This is a genomic window from Streptomyces sp. DH12, from assembly GCF_020873895.1.
GTDB lineage: Bacteria > Actinomycetota > Actinomycetes > Streptomycetales > Streptomycetaceae > Streptomyces.
Window position 1 is genome coordinate 1 of the sequence record NZ_JAHWGT010000010.1, and the last position, 22294, is coordinate 22294.

Genomic DNA, 22294 nt, shown 5'->3' on the forward strand with positions numbered 1-22294 from the left:
GGGCGGTGGCGCCGGTCCCCTCGCGGACCGGCCGCCACCGCCCCCGCGCGCGTACTCGGCGCCCGTACCCCGCGTGCGTACCCGCGCCCGCCCTACGACCGGCGCGGCGGCAGGCAGTCCGCCGCCGGCGGCCGGCCCTCGGGCCACGCCATGGCGACGAACCGCGGCGTCGTCCGCGTCAGCTGCACCACCGGCACCGCCTTGTCGTACGGGTTGCCGTGGTTGTCCAGGCAGATCCAGCCGCTCGCGCCCGCCACCTTCAACGACCCCTTCACCTGCGGCCACTGCCGGGCCACGTCCGCGAGCGGCGGCACGCGGCTGCCCGTGGGGGTCGCCTCCCGCACCGCCCGGACGGCCGTGGCCATCCCGTCGTACGCGATGATCGCCTGCCCGTCGGCGAGGGACACCGGCCCGATCGGCCCGGCGGGCGCTCGCGACGCCTCGGCCAGCAGCCGGGTGAACTCGCCGTACGCGGCGGCCGAACCGCCCGTCGCCGGCGGCCGGTACCCGGGGCGCTCCTGCCACGCGTCGGGGTGCGCCAGCGCCGCGTAGCGGACGGTCAGCCCGGCGTCGAGCGCGGACCGGTCCAGCTGCGGGTCGGCCCCCAGGTACGAGGCCTCGTCGCCGGTGAGCACCGTGAACGAGCGGTCCTTGCAGCCGCGGGCGCCCAGGGCGTTGATGAACTGCCGCAGCTGGGTGTGGCGGCCCGCGAAGTACACCGTGTCGGCGCGGGTGTCGCACACCAGGTGCGTGATCTGCCGGAAGGTGTTGGCCGTGGTGCCCTCGGCGTTCGGGTCCTCGGCGGAGGTGAACAGCTGCGGCTCGTAGGGAGAGCGCGCGAGCAGGTCGGAGAACGCCTTGCGCAGCGTCTCGGTGTAGTGGTCGCCGGTCCGCGTGTCGTGCACCAGCAGCGCCTTCGCCGCGTCGACCCGGCCGAAGTGGGCGAGCGCGCGGGCCTCGTCGCCGTTGGTGGGGGAGACCCGGGCCAGACCGGGGAAGTGGTGGGCGCCGGGGCCGTTGGCGATGTCGTCGGCGGTGATGGTGGTGCCCACCACGGCGATGCCCGCCCCGGTCAGCTCGCCGACCGCGCTCCGCACGGCGGCGCTGCTCGTGGCGATCCCCGACACGGCGCGCAGCCGGTGCGGGCCGCCCGTCATGGTCTTCAGCTGCTCGACGGCGGCCTTCCAGTGGACGTTGTCCTTGCCGGTGTTGGCGAGGACGACGCGGATCTTCGGCGACTCGTTGTTCTGCCGGTTCGCCCGGTACTGCTGGAGGAACGCGCCCTGGAGCTCGCGGGCGACCTTCTCGCGCAGCCCCGGGCTCGTCGACGTCAGCGGCAGGAGCAGCGCGATCGTCGCGAAGTGGCCCTCGCGGAGCGTGGCGTTCTCCCGGCCGATGGCCGCGGCGACCGCCGACAGCCGGGCCTGGCCGAAGTCGTAGCCGTCCCCGGCGGTGGCGACGCCGACGCACTCGTCGCTGCCGGCCGGGCGGGCCACGCCCGGGGCGCAGGTGCGGTCCTCCGGGGTGGTCAGGTGCCGCACGGCGGTGACGGTCCCCCAGGCGAGCAGGGCCAGGACCACCGCGCCGGTGACCACCTTCTGCCGGACGGTGTAGAAGACGCGGTACCGGAAGGGATTGTCCATGCTCGTCAGGCTCCGTCCTCGCGCCCCGGCGGCGACGACGGCGCCCGCCGGGCTCGGATGTCCCTCGGCCAGTGGGTGGCCGCGTCCCACAGGGGGCTGCTGCCGGTGAGGTGGCGGCCGGACAGCTGGCGCAGCTCGTGCGCCATCCGCTCCAGGACCTCCTCGTCCGGCAGCGCCAGCGGATCGGTGAGCAGCCACACGGCGTGCAGCAGCCGCCGCACCGACTGGTGCAGCGCCCCCGCCCCGGCGTCCAGGCCGGCCAGCGCGTCCACCGCGCCCGGGTCCCGGCCGAGGGCCACCGCCCGGCGCGGATCGGGCCCGGCGCGCAGCGGTTCGCGCGGGTACGGCGCCGAGGCGACGAACAGCAGCCCGTCCAGCCAACCGCCCACGTCCGGGTCGGGAAAGGTCTCCCGCAGCCGCGTGACGGCGGCCTCCGTACGGCCGAGGGCCAGCTCCTGGCGCAGCCGGTAGGGGCCCGGGTGCGGCCCGTAATGGGCGAGCAGCGTCTCGTGGACGGCCCGCCAGGCCGCGTGCACGGGCGCGTCGCCGTCGTGGAAGCGGAGCCGGTGCAGGAGCAGCGCGCGCAGCAGCGGGTCGGCGACGAAGTAGGCGGGCGCGGGGCCGCCGCCGGACCCGGCGCGCGTGCCGGTCGTGCCGGATGCGCCGGGTGCCGCGGCCGTGCCGGTCGGCCAGCCGTCGGCCCGCAGGGCGTCCCGCAGCCGCAGCGCCACGTCACCGTCGACGGACGCCGCCCGCAGCCGGGTGCGGGCGAGCGCGCGCGCCGACTCCTCGTCGTGCGCCGCGGCGAGCACCGTCAGCGCGGCGACCTCGCCCGGCCGCAGGTCGGGCAGGAGCGCGGCGAGCAGCGTCTCGGCGACGGGGGCGGCGGGGGAGTCCTCGCGCACCTCCACGGCCAGGTCGAGCAGCCCGCCCGGCGTCAGGCCGGCGCGCTCCCCGGCCGGCGCCTGGCCCGCCGCGCGCCCCAGCAGGGCCACGGCCAGCGGGCGGCCGCCGGTGAGGCGGTGCACGGCGCCGGGCAGGTCGGCGGGGGTGCGGCCGGCCGGGTCGTACCGCTCGAAGAGGGAGCGGGTCTGCGCGGCGCTCAGCGGGGTCAGCTCCACGGCGAGGATCCCCGACGTGACGTCCGGGCCGCGCGGGCAGGGCGCGCGGTGGGCGACCTCGGGCAGGCGGACGCGGGTGGCGCGGCGCAGGCCCTCGTGGGCGCCGTCGCGGGACGCGGCGACGACGACGAGCCGGTCGCGCCTGCCGCCGGCCCGGTCCCGCAGGATCGGCTCGACCAGGCGGCGGCCGAGCGGCAGGTGGGCGTTGTCGAGGAGGAGCAGCGGGCGGCCCCGCCGGGTGCCGAGCCGGGTCAGGCCCGTGTAGGCGCGGCGCAGGTCCTCCACCAGGGCGCCGACGAGGAACGCCTCCGCGTCGGCCCGGCGCACCCCGCCCTGCGAGAAGTCGACGGCGATCCGGTGCAGACCGAGCTTGCCGTTGCCGCCGGCGTCGCGGTAGCCGCCGTAGAAGGTCTCCGTGCGGCGCTGGGAGCGGCCGAACACCTCCTCCAGGAGCGTCTCCACCGTCGCCTCCGCGAGCGGCCCCGCCAGCGGCCCGGCGCCGTCGACGGCGGTCGCCGCCAGCTTGGCCAGCACCTTCCCGACCCAGGTCGTCGCCGTGCCGCGGGCCTCGTCGACCGTGGACAGGACCGGGCCGAGCCGCTGGAGGTCGCGGCGGGCGCGCTCGTCGTCCTCCGGCGACCAGCTGACGCTCGCCACGGCGGCCAGCCCCAGCGACAGCCGGGGGAACCGCACGGGCCCCGCCGACAGGACGCGCGGCGACAACTGCACGGCGAGCTCGGCCAGCGCGCCCGTCACCGGGGTCCAGCCGGGGCCGTGGTCGGCGGGCTCCTCGACGTGGGCGCAGTCCAGGAGGGCGAGCGGCGTGCCGCGCCGGTAGGCGTTGCGGATCTGCTTCAGCAGCGCGGTCTTGCCGCTGCCCCGGCCGCCCGTCAGGACGGTGACCGGCGGGTCGTCGCCGTGCTCGTACGCGACGCCCGCGAAGCCGTACGGGGCGAGACCGGTCAGTCGCGCGACGAGGCCGGCCGGGTCCAACACCGCCTCACGGCCGTACAACTCCCTGTCCATCCGCCACCCCCCGTAGCGTCAGCGCCACAGGACTCGTCCCGTCACGCTTTCAGGGGAAGGATAGCGACGCGTGGTCGGCCTGTCGCGGAGCGTTTCCGAACTGGTGGCCCGACCGTCACTCGGCCGTGATGGCGGTGATGGCGTCCAGCTGGGAGCGCAAATAGGCGTGCGCGTCGATGCCGCGCACGGTCGTGCCCGGGTCGCACTCGTAGAAGTACACGAGCGACATCAGCTCCTCCGCCGGGTCGTCCGCCGGCGGGGGCAGCACGCGGTGCCGGCCCGACCGCCACCGGCCGCCGGACCAGCGGGCCATGAGGTCGCCGATGTTCACGGTGAGCGCGTCGGCCGCGTACGGCGCGTCCGTCCAGCCGTCGTCGGTGAACACCTGGAGGCCGCCCCGGCCCGGCTGCCGGTCCAGGACGGTGACCGTGCCGAAGTCGGTGTGCGGCCCGATCCGGAACTGGCCCGGCTCCGGGGGGCCGACGCGGTCGCGGCCCGGGTACCAGTTGACGTTGAACCCCCAGGTGGGGTGGCGGGTGTGCCGGGTGAAGAAGTCCTCCCCGGCGCCGAGCGCCACGCCCAGCAGGCCCAGCAGCCGGTCCGCCAGCTCCCGCATCCGGGCCGTGTACGCCTCCACCAGCGGGCGCAGCCGGGGCGCCTCGTCCGGCCAGGTGTTCGGCCCGAACCACTCCGCGTCGACCGCGGGGTCGCCGACCGGCTCCTCCGACGCGAACGACAGTGACTCCTTCAGGTCCGGAGGGGTGAACGACCCCTCCGCGTACCCGTTGGCCTCCGTCCCCGGGCCGAGCCAGCCCCGGCCGCCGACCCGCACCCCGTACGGGGCCTTCACCGCGTCCGGGAGCAGGAAGAACGCGCGTGCCTCCGCGCGGATCGCCGCCGGCAGCCCCGGCTCGACGCCGTGCCCGGTGACCTGGAGGAACCCGGACCCGCGCAGCGCCCGGTCGACGTCGGCCGCGAGCGCGGCGCGGGCGCGGCGGCCACCGGACGCCCAGGTGGCGAGGTCCACGGTCGGGATGCGGGCGCTGGGCTCCATGCCCCCACTCTTCCCGCAGCCACCGGACCCGGCAACGGCTGCCGCCACCGGGCGACGGGTGCCGCCACCGGTCGCCCGGGTGCCGCCACCGGGCGACGCCCGACGGCACGGCCAAGGCCGCCGCCACCGGCCGTCGGGCTCAGGCTGTCCCGGTCGCCGGGGTCAGCGTTGCCTCGGCCGCCGGGGTCAGGGCTGCTTCGGGTCGTCGTCGCCCCGGGACGGGCCGTCGCCGCTCTCCCCGCGGCGCTTCAGCTCCTCCTCGCGGCGGCGCAGATCGGCCTCCCAGTCCTCCAGGAGCGCCTCGTCGTCCTTCTCCGCGCCGCGCCCCTCCCGCTCCCCGCGCTCCTTGCCACCGTCGCGCAGCGAGTTCAGGAACTCGGGGTTGTCGTCGGGGGCGACCCACTCGGTGCGCCGCCTGCGCCACTCGCCGGTCGCCCCGCCGCCGCCCCTCGGGCCGCGGCGGGCCTTGCCGGCCACGAGCCACACGACCGGTCCGACGATCCAGAAGAGCAGGATGATGAAGACCCAGGCCACCTTGGGCAGGTGCCGCGTCTCGTCCTCGGGCGTGTTCAGGCAGTCGATGAACGCGTAGATCGTCAGCGCGATCGGCAGGATGAACATCAGTGCCCTGAGCATGTGGGACAGCCCCCTGGATGCGTTGGCGGGCCGCGTCTGGACAGCCCCGGTGACACACCCAGCGTAACGGGGACGTCCCCCGGACGGCCCCCGGTCCGCGCGCCCCCGCCCGCCGACCGCCACCGGACGCCGCCCCGGCCGCCACCCCGGCCGGGCCCGGCGACGTGCGTCCCGACGGCGGCAGCGGCCTCACGGGTGGGGCGCGCGCGGCCGTGCGGGGCCCCTCCGCGATACTGGGCGCATGGCTTACGACGATCTCCGCTCGCTGCTCCGGGCGCTGGAACGCGATGGCGACCTCAAGCGCATCAAGGCCGAGGTGGACCCACACCTGGAGGTCGGGGAGATCGTCGACCGGGTGCAGAAGGCCGGCGGCCCCGCCCTGCTCTTCGAGAACGTCAAGGGCTCCTCGATGCCCCTGGCGATGAACGTCTACGGCACCGACCGCCGCCTCCTGAAGGCGCTGGGCCTCTCCTCCTACGGCGAGATCAGCGAGAAGATCGGCGGTCTGCTCAAGCCCGAGCTGCCGAGCGGCTTCGTCGGCGTCCGCGAGGCGTTCGGGAAGCTCGGCGCGATGACGCACGTACCGCCGCGGAAGGTGAAGGACGCGCCCGTCCACGAGGTGGTCCTGCGGGGCGACGACGTCGACCTCGACCGGCTGCCCGCGCTCTTCACCTGGCCGCACGACGGCGGCTCGTTCTTCAACCTGGGTCTCACCCACACCAAGCACCCCGAGACCGGCGTGCGCAACCTCGGCCTCTACCGCCTCCAGCGCCACGACAAGCGCACCATCGGCATGCACTGGCAGATCCACAAGGACAGCCGCAACCACTACCAGGTCGCCGCCCGGCGCGGCGAGCGGCTGCCGGTGGCCATCGCGTTCGGCACGCCGCCGGCCGTGACGTACGCGTCGACCGCGCCGCTGCCCGAGGACATCGACGAGTACCTGTTCGCCGGGTTCCTCCAGGGCAAGCGGATCGAGATGGTCGACTGCAAGACCGTCCCCCTCCAGGTCCCCGCGCACGCCGAGGTCGTCCTGGAGGGCTGGATCGAGCCCGGCCGGACCCTGCCGGAGGGCCCCTTCGGCGACCACACCGGCTTCTACACGCCGCAGGAGGACTTCCCGGCGCTCACCATCGACTGCGTGACGATGCGCCGCCGCCCCCTGCTCCAGTCGATCGTCGTCGGCAGGCCGCCGACCGAGGACGGGCCGCTCGGCCGCGCGACGGAGCGCTTCTTCCTCCCCCTCCTCAAGATCATCGTGCCGGACATCGTGGACTACCACCTGCCGGAGGCGGGCGGCTTCCACAACTGCGCGATCGTCTCGATCGACAAGAAGTACCCGAAGCACGCCCAGAAGGTCATGCACGCCGTGTGGGGCGCGCACATGATGTCGCTCTCCAAGCTGGTCGTGATCGTCGACGCCGACTGCGACGTGCACGACCTGCACGAGGTCGCCTGGCGCGCCCTCGGCAACGTCGACTACTCCCGCGACCTCACCGTCGTCGAGGGCCCCGTCGACCACCTCGACCACGCCTCGTACCAGAAGTTCTGGGGTGGCAAGGCCGGCATCGACGCGACCCGCAAGTGGCCCGAGGAGGGCTACGTCCGCGACGGCGGCTGGCCGGAGATGATCGAGTCCGACCCGGAGGTCGCCGCGAAGGTGTCCCGGCGCTGGAAGGAGTACGGCCTGTGAGCCCCGTCCCGGTGGGCGGCCCGGCACTCTTCATCGGCACCGACACCGCCTACGTGGCGCTGGTGCGGCCCCGGCTCGACCCCGCCGACCCCGGTGTCCGGCACGCCGCCGAGCAGGCGGGCGTGAGCCCCGAGGAGTTCGCCGGCGCGGGCGACGTATGGGCCGTCATGGTCGAGGACGAGGGCGGCGGCGACGGCTTCGAGCTGCCCGGCGTCCGCGACGCCGAACCCGCCGACTTCGCCGGCCGGCTCCGCGCCGAGCTGGCCGCCGCCACCGCGCCCGGCGCCGAGCCCGCGCCGTTCACCGTCGACGGCGGCGCCGTGCTGCGCCTGGACGCCCGCCCCGCCGGGCCGGCCGGGTACGTCTTCACGGCCCGCGTCACCCCGCCCGAGGACGGCGCCCCCTCCCCCCTCACCGTGGAGACGGGGCCCGTCGACACCGCCGGGCTCCTCGCCGACCTCGACGCGTTCCTCGGGAGCCTCGCCTCATGACGACCACCGACGGCGTCGCCGGCCCGGTCCCCGCCCCGCGGCCCGCCGGCCGGGTGAAGGGCTTCCTGCGGCTGGTCATGATCGAGCACTCGGTCTTCGCCCTGCCCTTCGCCTACATCGCCTCCCTCACCGCGATGTTCCGGCAGGACGGGCGCGTCCACTGGACGGAGCTGCTGCTGGTCACCGTCGCCATGGTGGGCCTGCGGACCTTCGCCATGGCCTGCAACCGCATCATCGACCGGGAGATCGACGCCCGTAACCCGCGCACCGCGAACCGGGAGATCGTCACGGGCGCCGTCTCCGTACGGTCCGCGTGGACCGGGGCGCTCGTCGCCCTCGCGGTCTTCCTCGGGGCGGCGGCGCTGCTCAACCCGCTGTGCCTGGCGCTCGCGCCGGTCGCGGTGGTGCCGATGGTCGTCTACCCGTACGGCAAGCGGTTCACGAACTTCCCTCACGCGATCCTGGGCCTCGCGCAGGCCATGGGCCCGGTCGGCGCGTGGCTCGCCGTGACCGGGGCGTGGTCGTGGGAGGCCGTGATCCTGGGCCTCGCCGTCGGCGTGTGGATCGGCGGCTTCGACCTGATCTTCGCGTGCCAGGACGTGGACGCGGACCGGGCGCACGGGGTGATGTCCGTACCGGCCCGCTTCGGCATCCCGGCCGCCCTGTACGGGGCGCGGGCCTGCCACGCCGTCACGACGGGCCTCCTCGTCTGGTACGCCCTCGCGACCGGCGCCGGGGCGTGGTTCTGGGTCGGCCTGGTGGTCGTCGTCGCGGCGTTCTGCTACGAGCACGCCATCGTGCGGCCGGGCGACCTGTCGCGGCTGAACCGCGCCTTCTTCACGGTCAACGGCTTCATCGGCATCGCGCTGTTCGGGTGCGCGCTGCTGGACCTGGTGGTCCGCGGCCTCGGGGTCTGACCACCCGCCGGTGCCGGGCCGCCGCCCGCATCGGGCCGCCGCCCGCGCCGGGCCGCCGCCGGTGCCGTGCGGCCGGCGGCTCGGCCGCACCGCCGTACGACGCTCAGCGCACCGTCGCGGGCCCGGTCCCGCCGCCGTACGCGGGCGCGCCGGGGCGTCCGCCGGGGCGGCGGCGCAGGACGAAGGCCGCAGCCACCCCGGCGACCAGGCCGAACAGGTGCCCCTGCCAGCTGACGCCGGACTGCGCCGGGGATATCCCCAGCAGCACCGTGGACCCCCAGGACGCGGCCACGACCAGGCCGACCAGCACGTCCAGCGCCCTGCGGTCCGCGAAGCCGCGCGCCACGAGGTAGCCGAACAGGCCGAAGACCAGGCCCGAGGCGCCGGCCGTGTTGGTGTACGCGGGGGAGACCAGCCACACGCCGAGCCCGTCCACGACCACGACGAACGCCACCACCGCCAGGAACCGGCGCACCCCGCCCAGGGCGGCGAGGAAGCCGAAGACGAGGAGCGGCCCGCTGTTGGCCGCGACGTGGTCGAAGCCGAAGTGCAGGAACGCGGAGGGGACGACGTCGCGCAGCTCCGCCACCTCGCGCGGGGAGACGCCGTAGGCGTCCAGGGCGTGGCCGGTCAGCACGTCGACGGCCTCCAGCACCCACAGCAGCGCGACCAGGCCCGCCACCACCGCCGCGGCGGTCGCCACCCGCGTCCGCCCGCGTCGCCGGCCGGCCGGCACCGCGCCACCGCCCACGCCGCCCGCACCGCCCATCACGCTCACGCCCACGCCCCCTCGCACCGCGCTTCCGTCCCGCGGACCGGCCGGCTCCCGCACCGGCCCCGGACCAGGGGAACGTCCGGCGGCCCCCGGCGGTTCCGGCGCATGCCCACGGGGCCGCCCCCGCACGGCCCGCCGGTCTTCGTGCACGGCCCGCCGGCCCTCCCGCGCGACGTGCCCCCCGACCTCCGCGCGACCCGTCGCCCGATCCCCGCGCGACGCGACCCCCGACCCCCGCGCGGTCCCCGGGCGGGGCACCCGGGCGAGGTGGCGGGTCGGGGCGGGCGGATAGGCTCAGCGGCGTGGAGCCGGTAGAAGAGCAGCGTCGTCGTCCGTGGGTCGTCGGAGTGTCCGGGGCGTCCGGGACGCCGTACGCGGCAGCCGTACTGCGCGGACTGCTCGCCGCGGGGGAGAGCGTCGATCTGGTGGTGTCGCGCGCGTCGCGGCTGACGCTGCTGGACGAGACCGGGATCTCCTTCCGCGACGCGCACTGGCGCGAGGACCTGGCGGAGTGGCTGTCGCGGGGCGCGGACGGCGTGCCGGGCACGTTCGACGTGGACGTGGCGGGCGCCGACATACGCCACTGGGCGGCGGGGGACCTCGCCGCGGGACCGTCGTCCGGGTCGTACCCGGCGAAGGGGATGCTGGTGGTGCCCGCGTCCACCGCCTGTGTGGCCGGGGTGGCGCTGGGCCTGTCGAAGGACCTGCTCCAGCGCGCGGCGAGCGTGGTGCTCAAGGAGCGCCGGCCGCTGGTGGTCGCGGTGCGGGAGACGCCGTTGAACGGGCAGACCCTCAGGCACCTGGTCGCGCTCGACGAGGCGGGAGCCGTGGTGCTGCCCGCCTCGCCGGCGTTCTACGCGGGGGCGACGCACATCCAGGACCTGGTGGACTTCGTCGCCGGGCGGGTGCTGGACGCGGCAGGGGTGCCGCACCGGCTGTACCGCCGCTGGAAGGGAGAGCTCGGTGGCTCCCGGAGGGACTGACGCTCCGGTGTCGCCGGGGTCAGTGCTTCTTCGTACGGGACGTCGACGTGCGCCGTTCGGCGGCCGCCTCCTGGCGGGCCGCGACGGCTGCCTGGCGGACACGCGAGCGATGGGCCTGCTCCTGCATGGAACGCATGTGGGCGTAGGCCATCTCGATCGTGTACACGGTGGGTGTCATCTCCTGGGATCGTCGTTGATCGTTGAGTGAATCACAGGGAAATCACCCCTGTGTGCCTTAGATTCTACACCTGTACTTGCTGGATTGCTGATTAATGGAAGGCTTCAGGTATATGGACGCCGTGGATAGGCAGCTCATCCAGGCCCTGCGGGAGAACGGCAGGGCCTCCTACGCCGAGCTCGGCCGCCTCGTGGGGCTCTCGGGGCCCTCCGTCACCGACCGCATCAACCGCCTGGAAGCGGCCGGGGTCATCACCGGCTACCGGGCGACGGTCGACGCCGCCTCCCTGGGCCTCGGTGTGACGGCCCTGGTCGGCATCTCCCTCTCCGACGCCGCCGACCACGAGGACGTGGCGCGCCGGCTGAAGGACCTCCAGGAGATCGAGGACTGCTGGTTCATCGCGGGCGACGACTCCTACATGCTCAAGGTCCGCGCGAACGACGTGGACGGCCTGGAGAAGATCATCCGCAGGCTCTCCGGCACCCGGGGCGTGTCGCGGACCCGCACCACGATCGTGCTCTCCACGAAGTGGGAGAACCGCGTCGGCGAGCTGCCGGAGCAGCCCTGACCCCGGGGGTCCCCCGTCCGGGCCGGGCCCGGCCCGGCCAGGCGGGAGACCCCGGCCGGTGGTGGGTGCCGGAGCCCGCCGGGCGGGGGAGTACGGTGGGTGCGTCCGTTGTGGGACACACGGGTTCGACGTAGTGGGAGGCAGGTCCGTATGGACGCGGGGCTCAAGCGCGAGCTGGAGGAGAAGGTCCGGTCCGGGGAGCGGCTGACCCGCGAGGACGGCATCGCCCTCTACGCGTCGGACGACCTCGCCTGGCTCGGCGGTCTCGCCCACGAGGTGCGCACGCGCAAGAACGGCGACGTCGTGCACTTCAACGTCAACCGCCACCTCAACATGACCAACGTGTGCACCGCGTCGTGCGCGTACTGCTCGTTCCAGCGCAAGCCGGGCGAGAAGGACGCGTACACCATGCGCATCGAGGAGGCCGTCCGCCTCGCCAAGGCGATGGAGAACGACAACCTCACCGAGCTGCACATCGTCAACGGACTCCACCCCAACCTGCCGTGGCGCTACTACCCGCGGTCGCTGAGCGAGCTGAAGAAGGCCCTGCCGAACGTCTCGCTCAAGGCGTTCACCGCCACGGAGATCCACCACTTCGAGACGATCTCCGGCATGTCCGCATCCGACATCCTGGACGAGCTGATCGAGGCCGGCCTGGAGTCGCTGACCGGCGGCGGCGCGGAGATCTTCGACTGGGAGGTGCGGCAGCACATCGTGGACCACCGCACCCACTGGGAGGACTGGTCCCGCATCCACCGTCTCGCGCACGAGAAGGGCCTCAAGACCCCCTGCACGATGCTGTACGGGCACATCGAGGAGCCCCGCCACCGCGTCGACCACGTGCTGCGCCTGCGTGAGCTCCAGGACGAGACCGGCGGCTTCCAGGTCTTCATCCCGCTGCGCTACCAGCACGACTTCGTCGACATGAAGGACGGCAAGGTCCGCAACCGGCTCCAGGCCCGCACGACGATGGCCACCGGCGCGGAGGCCCTCAAGACCTTCGCCGTCTCCCGGCTGCTCTTCGACAACGTCCCGCACGTCAAGGTCTTCTGGGTCATGCACGGCGTGCAGACCGCGCAGCTGGCGCTCCAGCACGGCGCGGACGACATGGACGGCTCGGTGGTCGAGTACAAGATCACCCACGACGCGGACAACTACGGCACGCCGAACAAGCTCACCCGCGACGACCTGCTGGAGCTCATCCGCGACGCCGGGTTCCGCCCCGTGGAGCGCAACACCCGCTACGAGGTCATCCGCGAGTACCCGGGCCCCGACGAGGCCCGCCGCGAGGCCCCGCAGCCCATGCGCTTCTGACGCGAACGGCGCACGATCCCGGGGCGCGCCCCGACGCGCGGCCCCGGCCGGTGCCGCCCCGCCCGAGACGCGCGGCCCCGGCCGGTGCGCCGCCGTGCCCGCGCCGCCGTGCCCGCCCCCTGCCGGGCCGCCCCGCCCGCGCCCGCCGCGCGCCGGGGTGGTCGTACGGGCGCGGCGACCCGCGGGCACCCGAGGCGGCCGGGGCGGGTGAGTGCCCGCCCCGCGCGGGTACCCGGCCAGACATGCCCACCGAGCCCGCGCCGGAGGCGGCCTACGACGCCTCGCCCTTCCTGCCGGCCCGCGGCGGTCTCGACGCACTGCGCGCCGCCGCCGGGGAGTGCCGCGGCTGCCCCCTGCACGCCCCCGCCACGCAGACCGTCTTCGGCGCCGGCAACCCCCGCGCCCGCGTGCTCCTCGTCGGCGAGCAGCCAGGCGACCAGGAGGACCGCCGCGGTGAGCCGTTCGTCGGGCCGGCGGGCCGCGTCCTGCGCGCGGCGCTGGACGAGGCCGGCATCGACCCGGACGACACCTACGTCACCAACGCCGTCAAGCACTTCAAGTTCGAGCGGGTGCCGGAGCGCGGCAAGCGCCGCATCCACAAGTCACCCGGCCTGCGGGAGATCGCGGCGTGCCGGCCGTGGCTGGACGCCGAGGTCCGGCTCGTCGACCCGGAGGTCCTCGTCGTCCTCGGCGCGTCCGCCGGCAAGGCCCTGCTCGGCCCGTCCTTCCGCGTCGGCGAGCGGCGCGGCGTGCTCCTCCCCTACGGGGAGCGGGGCGAGTGCCTCGTCGCCACGGTCCACCCCTCCGCCGTCCTGCGCTCCCGCGACCGCGACGAGGCCCGGGCCGGGCTCGTCGCCGACCTCGGGGTCGCGGCCCGCGCCCTGGGGTGACCCGCCTATCGTCGGGGCATGACGCTCGACTTCGTACTGGACCCGCCCGTCGACCGGCACCTGCGCGACGGCGTCCTCGGCCTGTGGGCGGACGTCACCAACGCCGGCGGCGCCGTCGGCTTCGTCCCGCCCGTGACGCCCGACGACATCCGCCCGCAGTGGGTGAGCCACCTCAACGCGATGGACGAGGGCCGCATGCGGCTCCTCGTCGGGTACGACGCGGACGGCACGGTGGCCGCCACGGCGTTCGTCACTCTCAACACCCACCGCCTCATGAGCCACTGGGTGTGGCTGTACACCGTGATGGTCCACCCCGAGTACCACGGCAGGGGCCACGGCCGGGCGCTGCTCGCCGCAGCCGAGGACGCCGTGCGCGCGATGGACGGCATGGAGGCGATCCGCCTCACCTGCCGCGGCGGCCTCGGACTGGAGCGGTTCTACGCCTCGTGCGGCTGCAAGGAGGTCGGCCGCGTCCCCGACGCCATCCGGCTGGGCGACGGCGAGTACCGGGACGACGTCATCATGCTCCTCCCCTTGAAGTGATCCGTTCCGCCACGTGCTTCACTGGACGGGCAGGACCGCGCAGCCGCAGCACGAGTACGGAGAAGAAGGAAGAAGGCCCATCGTGACCGCCACCACCAGGTCGAGTGCCACCCTCAAGTACACGCTCATGCGGGTCGGCGTCTTCGCCGGCTGCTTCGTCGTCCTGTACGCGCTGGTGTACTTCGGCCTGATCCCCCGCGGTCTCGGCGAGTCCAACGCCCTGTGGGTGCTGCTGCTGTCCATCGTCGTCTCCGCGCCGCTCAGCTTCGTCCTGCTGCGCCGGCAGCGCGACGCGATGTCCGAGCAGATCGTGGAGAAGGTCGGCCACGCCAAGGCCCGGCTGGAGGCCAACCGCACGCAGGAGGACGGCGTATAACGTTCGTCACACGACGCGCGACACGCTCCCCGCCCCGGGTCCGGAACGATCGTTCCGGCCTGGGGCGTTGTCGTTTCCCAGGCGCCCCCGACCGCCCGCCTGTCAAAGAACGGCTTTGGGTTCCTCAAAGTTCAGGTGTTAACGTTCTGGGCATGGAGACCGCAGTGCGCCCCCGCCACACGACCCCGAGCGTCCCGCTCGTGGCGCGCCTGCACGTCGACCTCTGCCGCCGTGTGTCCGCGGCCTGTCGCCGCGAGGTCTGAGCCTCCCCGCTCACGCCCGGCGCCCGGTTGCGACCCGGCGCCCCGGCCCCGCCCGGCACCACGCGGCCGCGCCGCCCCCGCGCGCGGGCGCCGCCCCCCGAACCCCAGTCCGTACCTCCTCACGCCCTTCTGGAGTGTGTCCGTGTCCGCGCCCGCTTCCGCGCCCACGTCCCCGCCCGCGCGCCGCATGTCCCTGCCGCCCTTCTGGGTGCAGATCGTCGCGGGCCTCGTCCTCGGCGTGGTCCTCGGCTGGATCACCCGCAGCTACGACGTCTCCTGGCTCCACACCACCCTGGACAAGGTGGGCCACATCTTCGTCCAGCTGCTGAAGCTGGCCGTCGCGCCGCTCGTCTTCTTCGCGATCCTGGTGTCCATCACCAACCTGCGGAAGGTGAACAACGCCGCCCGGCTGGCGACCCGCACCCTCCTCTGGTTCATGATCACGTCGCTGATCGCGGTCGTCATCGGCATCGTCATCGGCCTGCTCACCAACCCCGGCGCCGGCACCGGCCTCACGCCGAAGGACGGGCAGAAGCCCGAGCACGCCGGCTCCTGGCTCGACTTCCTCACCGGCATCATCCCGACCGACGTCATCACGCCGTTCACCGAGCTGAACGTCCTGCAGATCGTCTTCATGGCCGTCGTCGCCGGCATCGCCGCCCTCAAGCTCGGCGAGAAGGCCCAGCCGATCCTGACGTTCGCCGAGTCGGTGCTGGAACTGCTCCAGAAGGCCCTGTGGTGGGTCATCCGCCTCGCCCCCATCGGCACCGTCGGCCTCATCGGCTACGCCATCGCCGAGTACGGCTGGCACCTCATCGGCAAGTACGCGACCTTCACCGCCGACGTCTACATCGGCTGCGCCCTCGTGATGTTCGGCGTGTACCCGCTGCTTCTCGCGACCGTCGCCAAGGTCAACCCGGTGCAGTTCTTCAAGGGCGCCTGGCCCGCCATCCAGCTGGCGTTCGTCTCCCGCTCCTCGGTCGGCACCATGCCGGTCACGGTCAAGGTCACCGAGCGGCTCGGCGTGCCGAAGGAGTACACCTCCTTCGCCGTCCCCTTCGGCGCCACCACCAAGATGGACGGCTGCGCCGCGATCTACCCCGCCCTCGCCGCGATCTTCATCGCGCAGATCTTCGGCGTCGAGCTGGGCGTCAAGGAGTACGTGCTGATCGCGCTGGTCTCGGTGATCGGCTCGGCCGCCACCGCGGGCCTGACCGGCGCCACCGTCATGCTGACCCTGACCCTCTCCACCCTGGGCCTGCCCCTGGAGGGCGTCGGCCTGCTCATGGCGATCGACCCGGTCCTCGACATGATGCGCACCGCCACCAACGTCGCCGGCCAGGCGCTCGTCCCGGTCGTCGTCGCCGCGCGTGAGAAGATCCTCGACCTCGACGCGTACCACTCGGCGTCGGCCTCCCCGGTCGACGAGGACGAGTCGCGGGAGGCGGAGCGGAAGGTGTCGCTGCCGCCGGTCGCGGCCTGACGGCCCCTCCGCCACCGCCCGCACCCCGACCCGTGCCCCCCGCCGACCCCGGCGGGGGGCACGGGCGTTCGGGTACGGGGGCGCGGCCCGTAGGCTTACGGGCTGCCGATCACGAGGAGGCGGGCACCGGTGGAGAACACGGGTGGCATGGGTGGCACGTCCGGCGCGGGCACCGCACAGGCCGCGGCGGGCGCGGGGGCGCGGCCGAGGCGGCTGCCGCGGGCACAGCGCGAGCAGCAGATGCTCGACGCCGCCGTACGCACCTTCGGCAGGCGCGGCTACCGGGCGGCGTCGATGGAGGAGATCGCCGAACTCGCGGGCGCCTCGAAGCCGCTCGTCTACCTCTACCTGCACTCCAAGGAGGAGCTGTTCAGCGCCTGCATACGCCGTGAGGCGGCCGCGCTGACGGCCGCCGTACGGGCCGGCGCGGGCGCCCCCGGCCCCGGCGTACCCGTCGAGCGGCGGCTGTGGGAGGGGCTGACGGCCTTCTTCACGCACACCGCGGACCACCCCGACGGCTGGGCGGTACTGCACCGTCAGGCCCGCACCCACGGTGAGCCGTTCGCGGCGGAGGTGGCGGCGCTGCGGGAGGAGATCGTCACCTACGTCACGTCCCTCATCGGCGCCGCGGCCCGCGAGGTCCACCGCGACCCGGGGCTCGCGGACGGGGACGTCGCCGGGCTCGCGCACGCCCTGGTGGGGGCGGCCGAGTCGCTGGCCGACTGGGCCAACGCCACCCCCGGCGTGGGCGCCCGCGAGGCCGCCGCGACCCTGATGCGCCTCGCCTGGTCGGGCCTCGGCGACCTGGCGCGGGGCGGGGGCCGGCCCCCGGGGGCCGCCTGAACGGGTGGCGGACGGAGCATTGCCGAGGAGCGCGGGGGCCCGCTAACTTACCAACAAGTAAGTTGACTCATCCGTCAACAAGCGCCCACGCATGCCCCTTTCCGCACGCCCGCGCACGTCCCGGCGACACGACCGCGCACGCCCCCCTCGCACGACCACGCACGTCCCCTTGGCACGACCGCACCCGGCACGACCCGCCCCCGCAGCAGCACGGCAGCCGACCGCGAGGAGCCGCACGTGACAGTGGAACCGGTCCCCCCGCAGCGCGTCCTCGTGGACGGCGCGGTACGCGAGGCATCCGTCCCCGCCCTCGCCCCGCCCGTCACGGACGGCTCGCTCGCCGACATCCCCTTCGACAACGCCCGCGCGGAACCCGCCGCACCCGTCCTCGCCCGCAAGGACCGCGACGGCGCCTGGCGGGACGTCACGGCCGCCGAGTTCGCCGCCGAGGTCCTGGCCGTGGCGAAGGGCCTGGTCGCCCACGGCCTGCGCCCCGGCGACCGCCTCGCCCTCATGGCCCGCACCGGCTACGAGTGGACGCTCGTCGACTTCGCCGCCTGGGCGGCCGGACTCGTCACCGTCCCCCTCTACCCCACCTCCTCCGCCCACCAGGTCCGCTGGATCCTCCAGGACTCGGGCGCCGCCGCCTGCGTCGTCGAGGACACGGCGCAGGCCCGTACCGTCAGCACCGAACGCCGCGCGCTCCCCGGCCTCGCGCACCTGTGGGCCCTCGACACCGGAGGCGTCGCCACCCTCCGGCAGGCCGGCGCACGCGTCCCCGACGAAGTCGTCACCGCACGCCGCGCGGGCCTCTCACCGGAGACGGTCGCCACCCTCGTCTACACCTCCGGCACCACCGGCCGCCCCAAAGGCTGCGTCCTGACCCACGGCAACTTCTTCGCCGAGGTCGACAACGCCGTCGCGCTCCTCCACCCCGTCTTCCGGTCCGTCAGCACCGAACCGGCGTCCACGCTCCTCTTCCTGCCCCTCTCCCACGTGCTCGGCAGGATGGTCGCGATCGGCTGCCTGCGCGCCCGCGTCCGCCTCGGACACGCCCCGTCCATCGCGACGGACGACCTCCTCGCCGACCTCGCCGGCTTCCGCCCGACGTTCCTCGTCGCGATCCCGTACGTGCTGGAGAAGGTGTACAACACCGCGCGGGCGACGGCCGAGAGGATGGGCCGCGCCGCCTCCTTCGACCGGGCCGCGTCCGTCGCCCGCCGCTACGGCGAGGCCGTCGAGGCGGCCCACCACGGCACCGGGCCGGGCCCCTCGTACCCCCTGCGCGCCGCCCGCGCCCTGTACGACCCGCTGGTCTACCGCCGCATCCGCGCCGCGCTCGGCGGCCACGTCCGGTACGCGATCTGCGGCGGCTCACCCCTGGGCCGGCGCCTCGCCGCCTTCTACGAGGGCGCGGGCATCTCCGTCTTCGAGGGGTACGGGCTGACGGAGACCACCGCCGCGTCGACCGTGACGCCCCCGCAGCGCCCCCGCCTCGGCACGGTCGGCTGGCCCCTGCCCGGCACGGCGGTGCGCATAGCCGACGACGGCGAGGTCCTGCTGCGCGGCGGCCACGTCTTCACCGGCTACTGGAACCCCGACGGCACCGCCCGCACCCCCGCCACGCCCGGCGGCTGGCTCCCCACCGGAGACCTGGGCGCCCTGGACGAGGACGGCTACCTCACCCTCACGGGCCGCAAGAAGGACCTCCTCATCACCAGCGGCGGCAAGAACGTCGCCCCCGCCCCGCTGGAGGACCGGCTGCGCGCCCACCCGCTCGTCGGCCAGTGCCTGGTGGTCGGCGACGACCGCCCGTACGTCACCGCCCTGATCACCCTGGAACCGGACGGCCTCGCCCACTGGCGCCGCATGCACAAGAAGACCGACGTCCCCCTCGCCGACCTCGTCCACGACGAGACCCTCCTCGCCGCCCTGCAGCGCGCCGTCGACGACGCCAACACCCTCGTCTCCCGCGCCGAGTCCATCCGCCGCTTCCACGTCCTGACGACCGACTTCACGGAGGCCGGCGGCCACCTCACCCCGTCCCTGAAGCTCCGCCGCGCGGCGATCACCCGCGACTTCGCCCCCGAGATCGACCGCCTCTACGCCCCTGACCGCCGCCCCTGACCACCGCCGCCCCGGCGCCCCGCCCCGTGCGGGGAGCGCGGCGCCGGGGCGGGCGGGCCACCGGGACCGGACCGGTTCAGCCGATGGCCCCGTGCCCGGCCCAACTGGTCCCGACGGTGCTCATCACGACGGAGAAGGCACCCGCGACATCGAGCGGTTGCCCGCCGGTCCGGCCGGGGTAGACCCGCACGTCGCCGCCCGCGAGCAGGGCCCACACGTCAGGCACCCCGTCGCCCGTCACGTCGGGCGTGCCGGTGAGGACGGGGAAGTTGGTGCGCGACCAGGTCGAGGCACCGTAGGTGTCGAGCTGTCCCGCGGAGGCCGCCTTCGTCGCGAGCGACGCGAAGTCGAGGCCGCCGCTCGCGGCGTTCCTGCCGTACCGCAGCCTCACCTGGCCGACCGAGTTCTCCCGGAACACCAGGTCGGGTGCGGCGTCCCCGCCCAGGTTGACCAGCTGGACCAGGTCGCGCTCGGCCCACGCCTCACCGGCGAGCTTCGTCGCCCTGGCGAAGCTCCCGCCGGTGTAGCCGGTGAAGGCCCACAGGTCGGCCCCGGCCACGGCCAGCAGGTCGGGTCGGCCGTCGCCGGTCACGTCACCCGTCGAGAGGACCTGCCGGATCGTGGCCGGCGCGGGGGAGCCGGCCGGCAGGAGCAACTCGACGCGCTTGTGGACGTCGAACCCGGAGTAGCCGTCGCCCGGGTAGAGGTACAGCCGACCGTCGCCCATCCGGGCCACCAGGTCCTGGACGCCGTCTCCCGGCAGCCAGTCGCCGTTGTGCGAGAGGGACGCCCCGGACCAGTAGCCGGGCGCCACCAGCTTCGCCGCGCCGCCCTCCGTGGTGTACGCGGCGGGCATGCCGCGGTGCAGCCGGTCCGTGCCGAGGGTCTTCGCGTACAACTGGAGATCGCCGGTGGGGGTGACGGTGTAGACGTCGGGCACCCTGTCGCCCGTCACGTCCATCGGACTGTCGAGCACGGGCGCCGGGCGGACGTAGAACTCGTACACCCGCGCCTTGGAGACGTTGCCCGTGTTGTCGACGGCACGGACGTACAGCACGCTCGGCCCGGCGTGGGGCGGCGAGAGGGAGACGATGGCGCGCCCCTCACGCAGGGGGTTGGGCGTCGCCTTGATGTCGAAGGCGGTGTCGAAGCTGTACTGGTACTCCTTGACGTCGGTCGCGCCGCCGGTGGAGAAGGTGAACAGGCCCGCCGTGCCGAAGGGGACCGTGGACCAGACGGAGCCGTCGTCCTCGGCGGCCGGGAAGGCGTCGGAGGTGACACCGGGCACCGCGGGCGCGGAGTGGTCGACCGTGAACTGGCAGGGGGCCGTGGTCCCGGCGGGGCCCCAGGCGGAGGAGAGGCCGCCCGTGTCCGTGGCCAGTGCCTGCCAGGAGTACGCCTTGCCGTTGCCGAACGACGTCCAGGGGACGAGGTGGTGGACGCTGCCGCGGCTGGTGGGCGTGAGCGTCACGTTGACCACCGGGGCGGTGGGGCTGCCGGTCGGCCAGACCCGCAGCGTGACGGACTTCAGGTCGCCGTTGGGGTCGGTGGCGGAGACAGCGAAGGTGATGTCGGACCGGCCGACCGCCGGGAAGGGCGACACCGTGTCGCAGGTGGTGCCCGGCGACGTCCGCATCGAGGCGGCCGGGGGCTCGTTCGGCGGGTCGTTGTGCAGGACCTCGATGTACGGGGCGGTCTCCGCGTTCACCCCGAACTTCTTCCAGGAGTGGGTGTCGCCCTCGTTGGCGGCGCGCAGCCCGAGCGGCAGGCTCTGCCACCCCTTGCGGGCCGCCTCCTGCGCCGCGGAGGTGATGTCCATACTGACCCAGGCGTCCGGGCAGTCGGTGGTGTTGTACCCGTGCCCGTTGGTCTGGTCGTCCAGGAGCCGGATCCAGCTCGGCTGACTGTTCCACGTGGTGGTGGGGGAGATCGAGCTGGTCAGGTACAGGTTGTACTGCCGTGCGGAGCAGCCCCACGAGTACGTCTGCAGGCCGCGGAAGTACGCCTTCGAGACGTTGCGGATCGCGGGGTCGAACTCGAAGGTGAAGACGGAGCGGGAGAGGCCGCCCGAGTCGGCCTCGTAGCCGACGCGCGCCTCGTTCGACCCGTCGTTGAAGTTCTGCCCGTTGTAGAAGCTGGAGCTCGGGTACTTCTTGTACAGCAGGGTCCAGTTGGCGCTGCGCCCCTTGAAGGAGGGGTCGACGAAGACCGGGTAGACCGTCGCCGGGTCGGACAGCATGCCCTTGTCGACGACGATGTCCAGTGCCCGCCCCTCGCCGAGGGAGGCGTCGAGCACGGAGTCCCGCGTCCCGGGCTGCGGCCCGGCGAGGCCGGGGAAGGCGAGCGCGGTGTCCCGCACCTCCGGGTCGACGCTCGGCGCGGGTTCGCCGACGGTGGCCCTGACCGGCCCGGCCGAGTCCCACATGTATGGGGTGGGGGCCGCTGCGACCTCCCGGCCGGTCGCGTCCAGGGCGCTGACCGCCTTCGTCTTCGCGTCCAGCTGGAAGCTCAGGGTGGGGGAGGCCAGACGGTAGCGGAGCCGGTCGAGGAGAGGGTCGCCGGCCGCCGCACGATCCTTGACGACGAGGACGTGCGAGTAACCGCTGTCCCGAGCGGTGAGCACCAGGTCGATGCCGGGGCGTACGTCCTCGTACAGGGCACGGGGCCCGTCCACCACGGGAGCGGGCAGGGGGCCGGGCCAGCGCACGACGAGGTCGTGCCCGCCGGTCGTGAGCCGGACCAGGTCGTGCCAGCCGGCGTCTTCGGCGGGCCGGTCGGCGACCAGTGACATACGCGCGGAACGGGACGCGCGGGTCCCGGAGCCGCCGCCCGCCGGGGCGCCCGCACTGAACAGGAGCGGGTCGTTGACCGCCTTCGGGGCGTAACCGCCCGCCACCCGCCGGAGCGTGGTGTCGACCGGCTTCCACTCGCCGCCGACCTTGGCGCGGATGGCGGCGCCGTAGGTACGGGTCCGCAGCATGCCGTCCGGCTGCGCCCACGTCGTGGAGGTGGCGGTCCGCCGCCCCGTGACCTCGACGTCCTTCCCGGTGCGCCGGGCCTCGCGTACGGCGTCCGGCGCGGGCAGAGCCCGCACGGGCGGGCGCTCGGCGTCGGCGCGGGGAGCGGGGGCCTCGGATTCCGGTCCGTCCGGCCGGAGCCCGACGGGAACGGCCACCGCGAGCGCCAGCACGGCGGCGATCGCCGCGAAGCGGCCGCGCCGCCCACGGGTGCGCCCCAATTCCCCTGCCGGCAAAGGGGATACGGGCCCGGCCGCCACCACGGCGCGCCCCTCCGGCGGTGAATTCTCGTTGTTACCGGCAGCCTTCGAGGCGTCCATGACTCCCTTTCCCCCCGCGGGTGCCTGGATGCT

19 protein-coding genes are annotated in these 22294 nt (G+C 74.4%); 12 read left to right on the forward strand and 7 right to left on the reverse strand.

The window, feature by feature from the left end:
* Positions 1-92: 92 nt before the first annotated feature.
* The 4 genes from LPA54_RS11120 to LPA54_RS11135 form a co-directional block, all read right to left on the reverse strand.
* Entirely contained in the window at positions 93-1643 is a 1551-nt protein-coding gene (locus LPA54_RS11120; RefSeq protein ID WP_228976364.1) for a hypothetical protein, read from the reverse strand.
* A 5-nt stretch (positions 1644-1648) separates the two neighbouring features.
* On the reverse strand, positions 1649-3790 hold the full coding sequence (locus LPA54_RS11125; RefSeq protein ID WP_228976366.1) for a hypothetical protein: 2142 nt from the start codon (positions 3788-3790) through the stop codon (positions 1649-1651).
* Between the two features lie 115 nt (positions 3791-3905).
* Positions 3906-4844 (reverse strand): isopenicillin N synthase family oxygenase, encoded by a 939-nt coding sequence (locus LPA54_RS11130; protein ID WP_228976368.1) that lies wholly within the window; start codon positions 4842-4844, stop codon positions 3906-3908.
* 186 nt (positions 4845-5030) lie between these two features.
* A complete protein-coding gene (locus tag LPA54_RS11135; RefSeq protein WP_228976370.1) occupies positions 5031-5480 on the reverse strand; it encodes a PLD nuclease N-terminal domain-containing protein in 450 nt (149 codons plus the stop codon).
* A gap of 241 nt (positions 5481-5721) precedes the next feature.
* On the opposite strand from LPA54_RS11135, the gene LPA54_RS11140 reads away from it, so the two are divergent.
* Genes LPA54_RS11140 through mqnP form a run of 3 tightly spaced genes read left to right on the forward strand, consistent with a single transcriptional unit; the run spans position 5722 to position 8581 of the window.
* Positions 5722-7173 carry a menaquinone biosynthesis decarboxylase gene (locus LPA54_RS11140; protein WP_228976371.1) on the forward strand — a complete coding sequence of 484 codons (1452 nt, stop codon included), beginning with the start codon at positions 5722-5724 and terminating at the stop codon, positions 7171-7173.
* Positions 7170-7664, forward strand: coding sequence for a hypothetical protein (locus LPA54_RS11145; RefSeq protein ID WP_228976373.1), 495 nt, complete (start codon positions 7170-7172; stop codon positions 7662-7664). Before LPA54_RS11140 ends, LPA54_RS11145 begins: the two co-directional genes overlap by 4 nt.
* On the forward strand, positions 7661-8581 hold the full coding sequence (gene mqnP, locus LPA54_RS11150) for a menaquinone biosynthesis prenyltransferase MqnP (protein WP_228976376.1): 921 nt from the start codon (positions 7661-7663) through the stop codon (positions 8579-8581). The genes LPA54_RS11145 and mqnP overlap by 4 nt, the downstream gene beginning before the upstream one ends.
* Positions 8582-8684: 103 nt before the next feature.
* Here the strand turns inward: mqnP and LPA54_RS11155 are convergent, their stop codons facing one another.
* Positions 8685-9350: a rhomboid family intramembrane serine protease gene (locus tag LPA54_RS11155; RefSeq protein ID WP_228976636.1), complete on the reverse strand. Its 666-nt coding sequence runs from the start codon at positions 9348-9350 to the stop codon at positions 8685-8687.
* Between the two features lie 308 nt (positions 9351-9658).
* Between LPA54_RS11155 and LPA54_RS11160 the strand changes: the two genes are divergently transcribed.
* Positions 9659-10339, forward strand: a complete 681-nt coding sequence (locus LPA54_RS11160; RefSeq protein ID WP_228976378.1) for a UbiX family flavin prenyltransferase — start codon at positions 9659-9661, stop codon at positions 10337-10339.
* 19 nt (positions 10340-10358) lie between these two features.
* Here the strand turns inward: LPA54_RS11160 and LPA54_RS11165 are convergent, their stop codons facing one another.
* A complete protein-coding gene (locus tag LPA54_RS11165) occupies positions 10359-10517 on the reverse strand; it encodes a hypothetical protein (RefSeq protein WP_228976379.1) in 159 nt (52 codons plus the stop codon).
* 112 nt (positions 10518-10629) lie between these two features.
* Here LPA54_RS11165 and LPA54_RS11170 point away from each other — a divergent pair, with 112 nt between their 5' ends.
* The 8 genes from LPA54_RS11170 to LPA54_RS11205 all read left to right on the forward strand — a co-directional run bounded on the left by LPA54_RS11170 (position 10630) and on the right by LPA54_RS11205 (position 18924).
* Entirely contained in the window at positions 10630-11085 is a 456-nt protein-coding gene (locus tag LPA54_RS11170; protein WP_058944470.1) for an Lrp/AsnC family transcriptional regulator, read from the forward strand.
* A gap of 150 nt (positions 11086-11235) precedes the next feature.
* Positions 11236-12399, forward strand: coding sequence for an aminofutalosine synthase MqnE (gene mqnE, locus LPA54_RS11175; protein ID WP_228976381.1), 1164 nt, complete (start codon positions 11236-11238; stop codon positions 12397-12399).
* Between the two features lie 242 nt (positions 12400-12641).
* Positions 12642-13289 carry a UdgX family uracil-DNA binding protein gene (locus tag LPA54_RS11180; protein WP_228976383.1) on the forward strand — a complete coding sequence of 216 codons (648 nt, stop codon included), beginning with the start codon at positions 12642-12644 and terminating at the stop codon, positions 13287-13289.
* A gap of 18 nt (positions 13290-13307) precedes the next feature.
* A complete protein-coding gene (locus LPA54_RS11185) occupies positions 13308-13832 on the forward strand; it encodes a GNAT family N-acetyltransferase (protein ID WP_228976385.1) in 525 nt (174 codons plus the stop codon).
* Between the two features lie 82 nt (positions 13833-13914).
* Complete coding sequence (locus LPA54_RS11190; protein WP_308112834.1) at positions 13915-14208, forward strand: DUF4229 domain-containing protein; 294 nt, start codon at positions 13915-13917, stop codon at positions 14206-14208.
* Between the two features lie 450 nt (positions 14209-14658).
* Entirely contained in the window at positions 14659-15954 is a 1296-nt protein-coding gene (locus tag LPA54_RS11195; RefSeq protein ID WP_228976640.1) for a dicarboxylate/amino acid:cation symporter, read from the forward strand.
* A gap of 147 nt (positions 15955-16101) precedes the next feature.
* The gene (locus tag LPA54_RS11200) at positions 16102-16797 is read left to right on the forward strand and encodes a TetR/AcrR family transcriptional regulator (protein ID WP_228976643.1); all 696 of its coding nucleotides are present in this window, start codon (positions 16102-16104) and stop codon (positions 16795-16797) included.
* Between the two features lie 237 nt (positions 16798-17034).
* Positions 17035-18924: a long-chain fatty acid--CoA ligase gene (locus LPA54_RS11205; protein ID WP_228976387.1), complete on the forward strand. Its 1890-nt coding sequence runs from the start codon at positions 17035-17037 to the stop codon at positions 18922-18924.
* A 76-nt stretch (positions 18925-19000) separates the two neighbouring features.
* Here LPA54_RS11205 and LPA54_RS11210 read toward each other — a convergent pair whose 3' ends face one another.
* Positions 19001-22162: a DNRLRE domain-containing protein gene (locus tag LPA54_RS11210; RefSeq protein ID WP_228976389.1), complete on the reverse strand. Its 3162-nt coding sequence runs from the start codon at positions 22160-22162 to the stop codon at positions 19001-19003.
* Positions 22163-22294 lie beyond the last annotated feature (132 nt).

Excerpts from the sequence above, each read along its gene's own strand:
- LPA54_RS11125 (WP_228976366.1), bottom strand. The coding sequence starts at position 3,790 with ATGGACAGGGAGTTGTACGGCCGTGAGGCGGTGTTGGACCCGGCCGGC.
- LPA54_RS11180 (WP_228976383.1), top strand. The coding sequence starts at position 12,642 with ATGCCCACCGAGCCCGCGCCGGAGGCGGCCTACGACGCCTCGCCCTTC.
- LPA54_RS11155 (WP_228976636.1), bottom strand. The coding sequence starts at position 9,350 with ATGGGCGGTGCGGGCGGCGTGGGCGGTGGCGCGGTGCCGGCCGGCCGG.
- LPA54_RS11140 (WP_228976371.1), top strand. The coding sequence starts at position 5,722 with ATGGCTTACGACGATCTCCGCTCGCTGCTCCGGGCGCTGGAACGCGAT.
- LPA54_RS11135 (WP_228976370.1), bottom strand. The coding sequence starts at position 5,480 with ATGCTCAGGGCACTGATGTTCATCCTGCCGATCGCGCTGACGATCTAC.
- LPA54_RS11120 (WP_228976364.1), bottom strand. The coding sequence starts at position 1,643 with ATGGACAATCCCTTCCGGTACCGCGTCTTCTACACCGTCCGGCAGAAG.
- mqnP (WP_228976376.1), top strand. The coding sequence starts at position 7,661 with ATGACGACCACCGACGGCGTCGCCGGCCCGGTCCCCGCCCCGCGGCCC.
- mqnE (WP_228976381.1), top strand. The coding sequence starts at position 11,236 with ATGGACGCGGGGCTCAAGCGCGAGCTGGAGGAGAAGGTCCGGTCCGGG.
- LPA54_RS11195 (WP_228976640.1), top strand. The coding sequence starts at position 14,659 with ATGTCCCTGCCGCCCTTCTGGGTGCAGATCGTCGCGGGCCTCGTCCTC.
- LPA54_RS11185 (WP_228976385.1), top strand. The coding sequence starts at position 13,308 with ATGACGCTCGACTTCGTACTGGACCCGCCCGTCGACCGGCACCTGCGC.
- LPA54_RS11170 (WP_058944470.1), top strand. The coding sequence starts at position 10,630 with ATGGACGCCGTGGATAGGCAGCTCATCCAGGCCCTGCGGGAGAACGGC.
- LPA54_RS11165 (WP_228976379.1), bottom strand. The coding sequence starts at position 10,517 with ATGACACCCACCGTGTACACGATCGAGATGGCCTACGCCCACATGCGT.
- LPA54_RS11200 (WP_228976643.1), top strand. The coding sequence starts at position 16,102 with ATGGGTGGCACGTCCGGCGCGGGCACCGCACAGGCCGCGGCGGGCGCG.
- LPA54_RS11130 (WP_228976368.1), bottom strand. The coding sequence starts at position 4,844 with ATGGAGCCCAGCGCCCGCATCCCGACCGTGGACCTCGCCACCTGGGCG.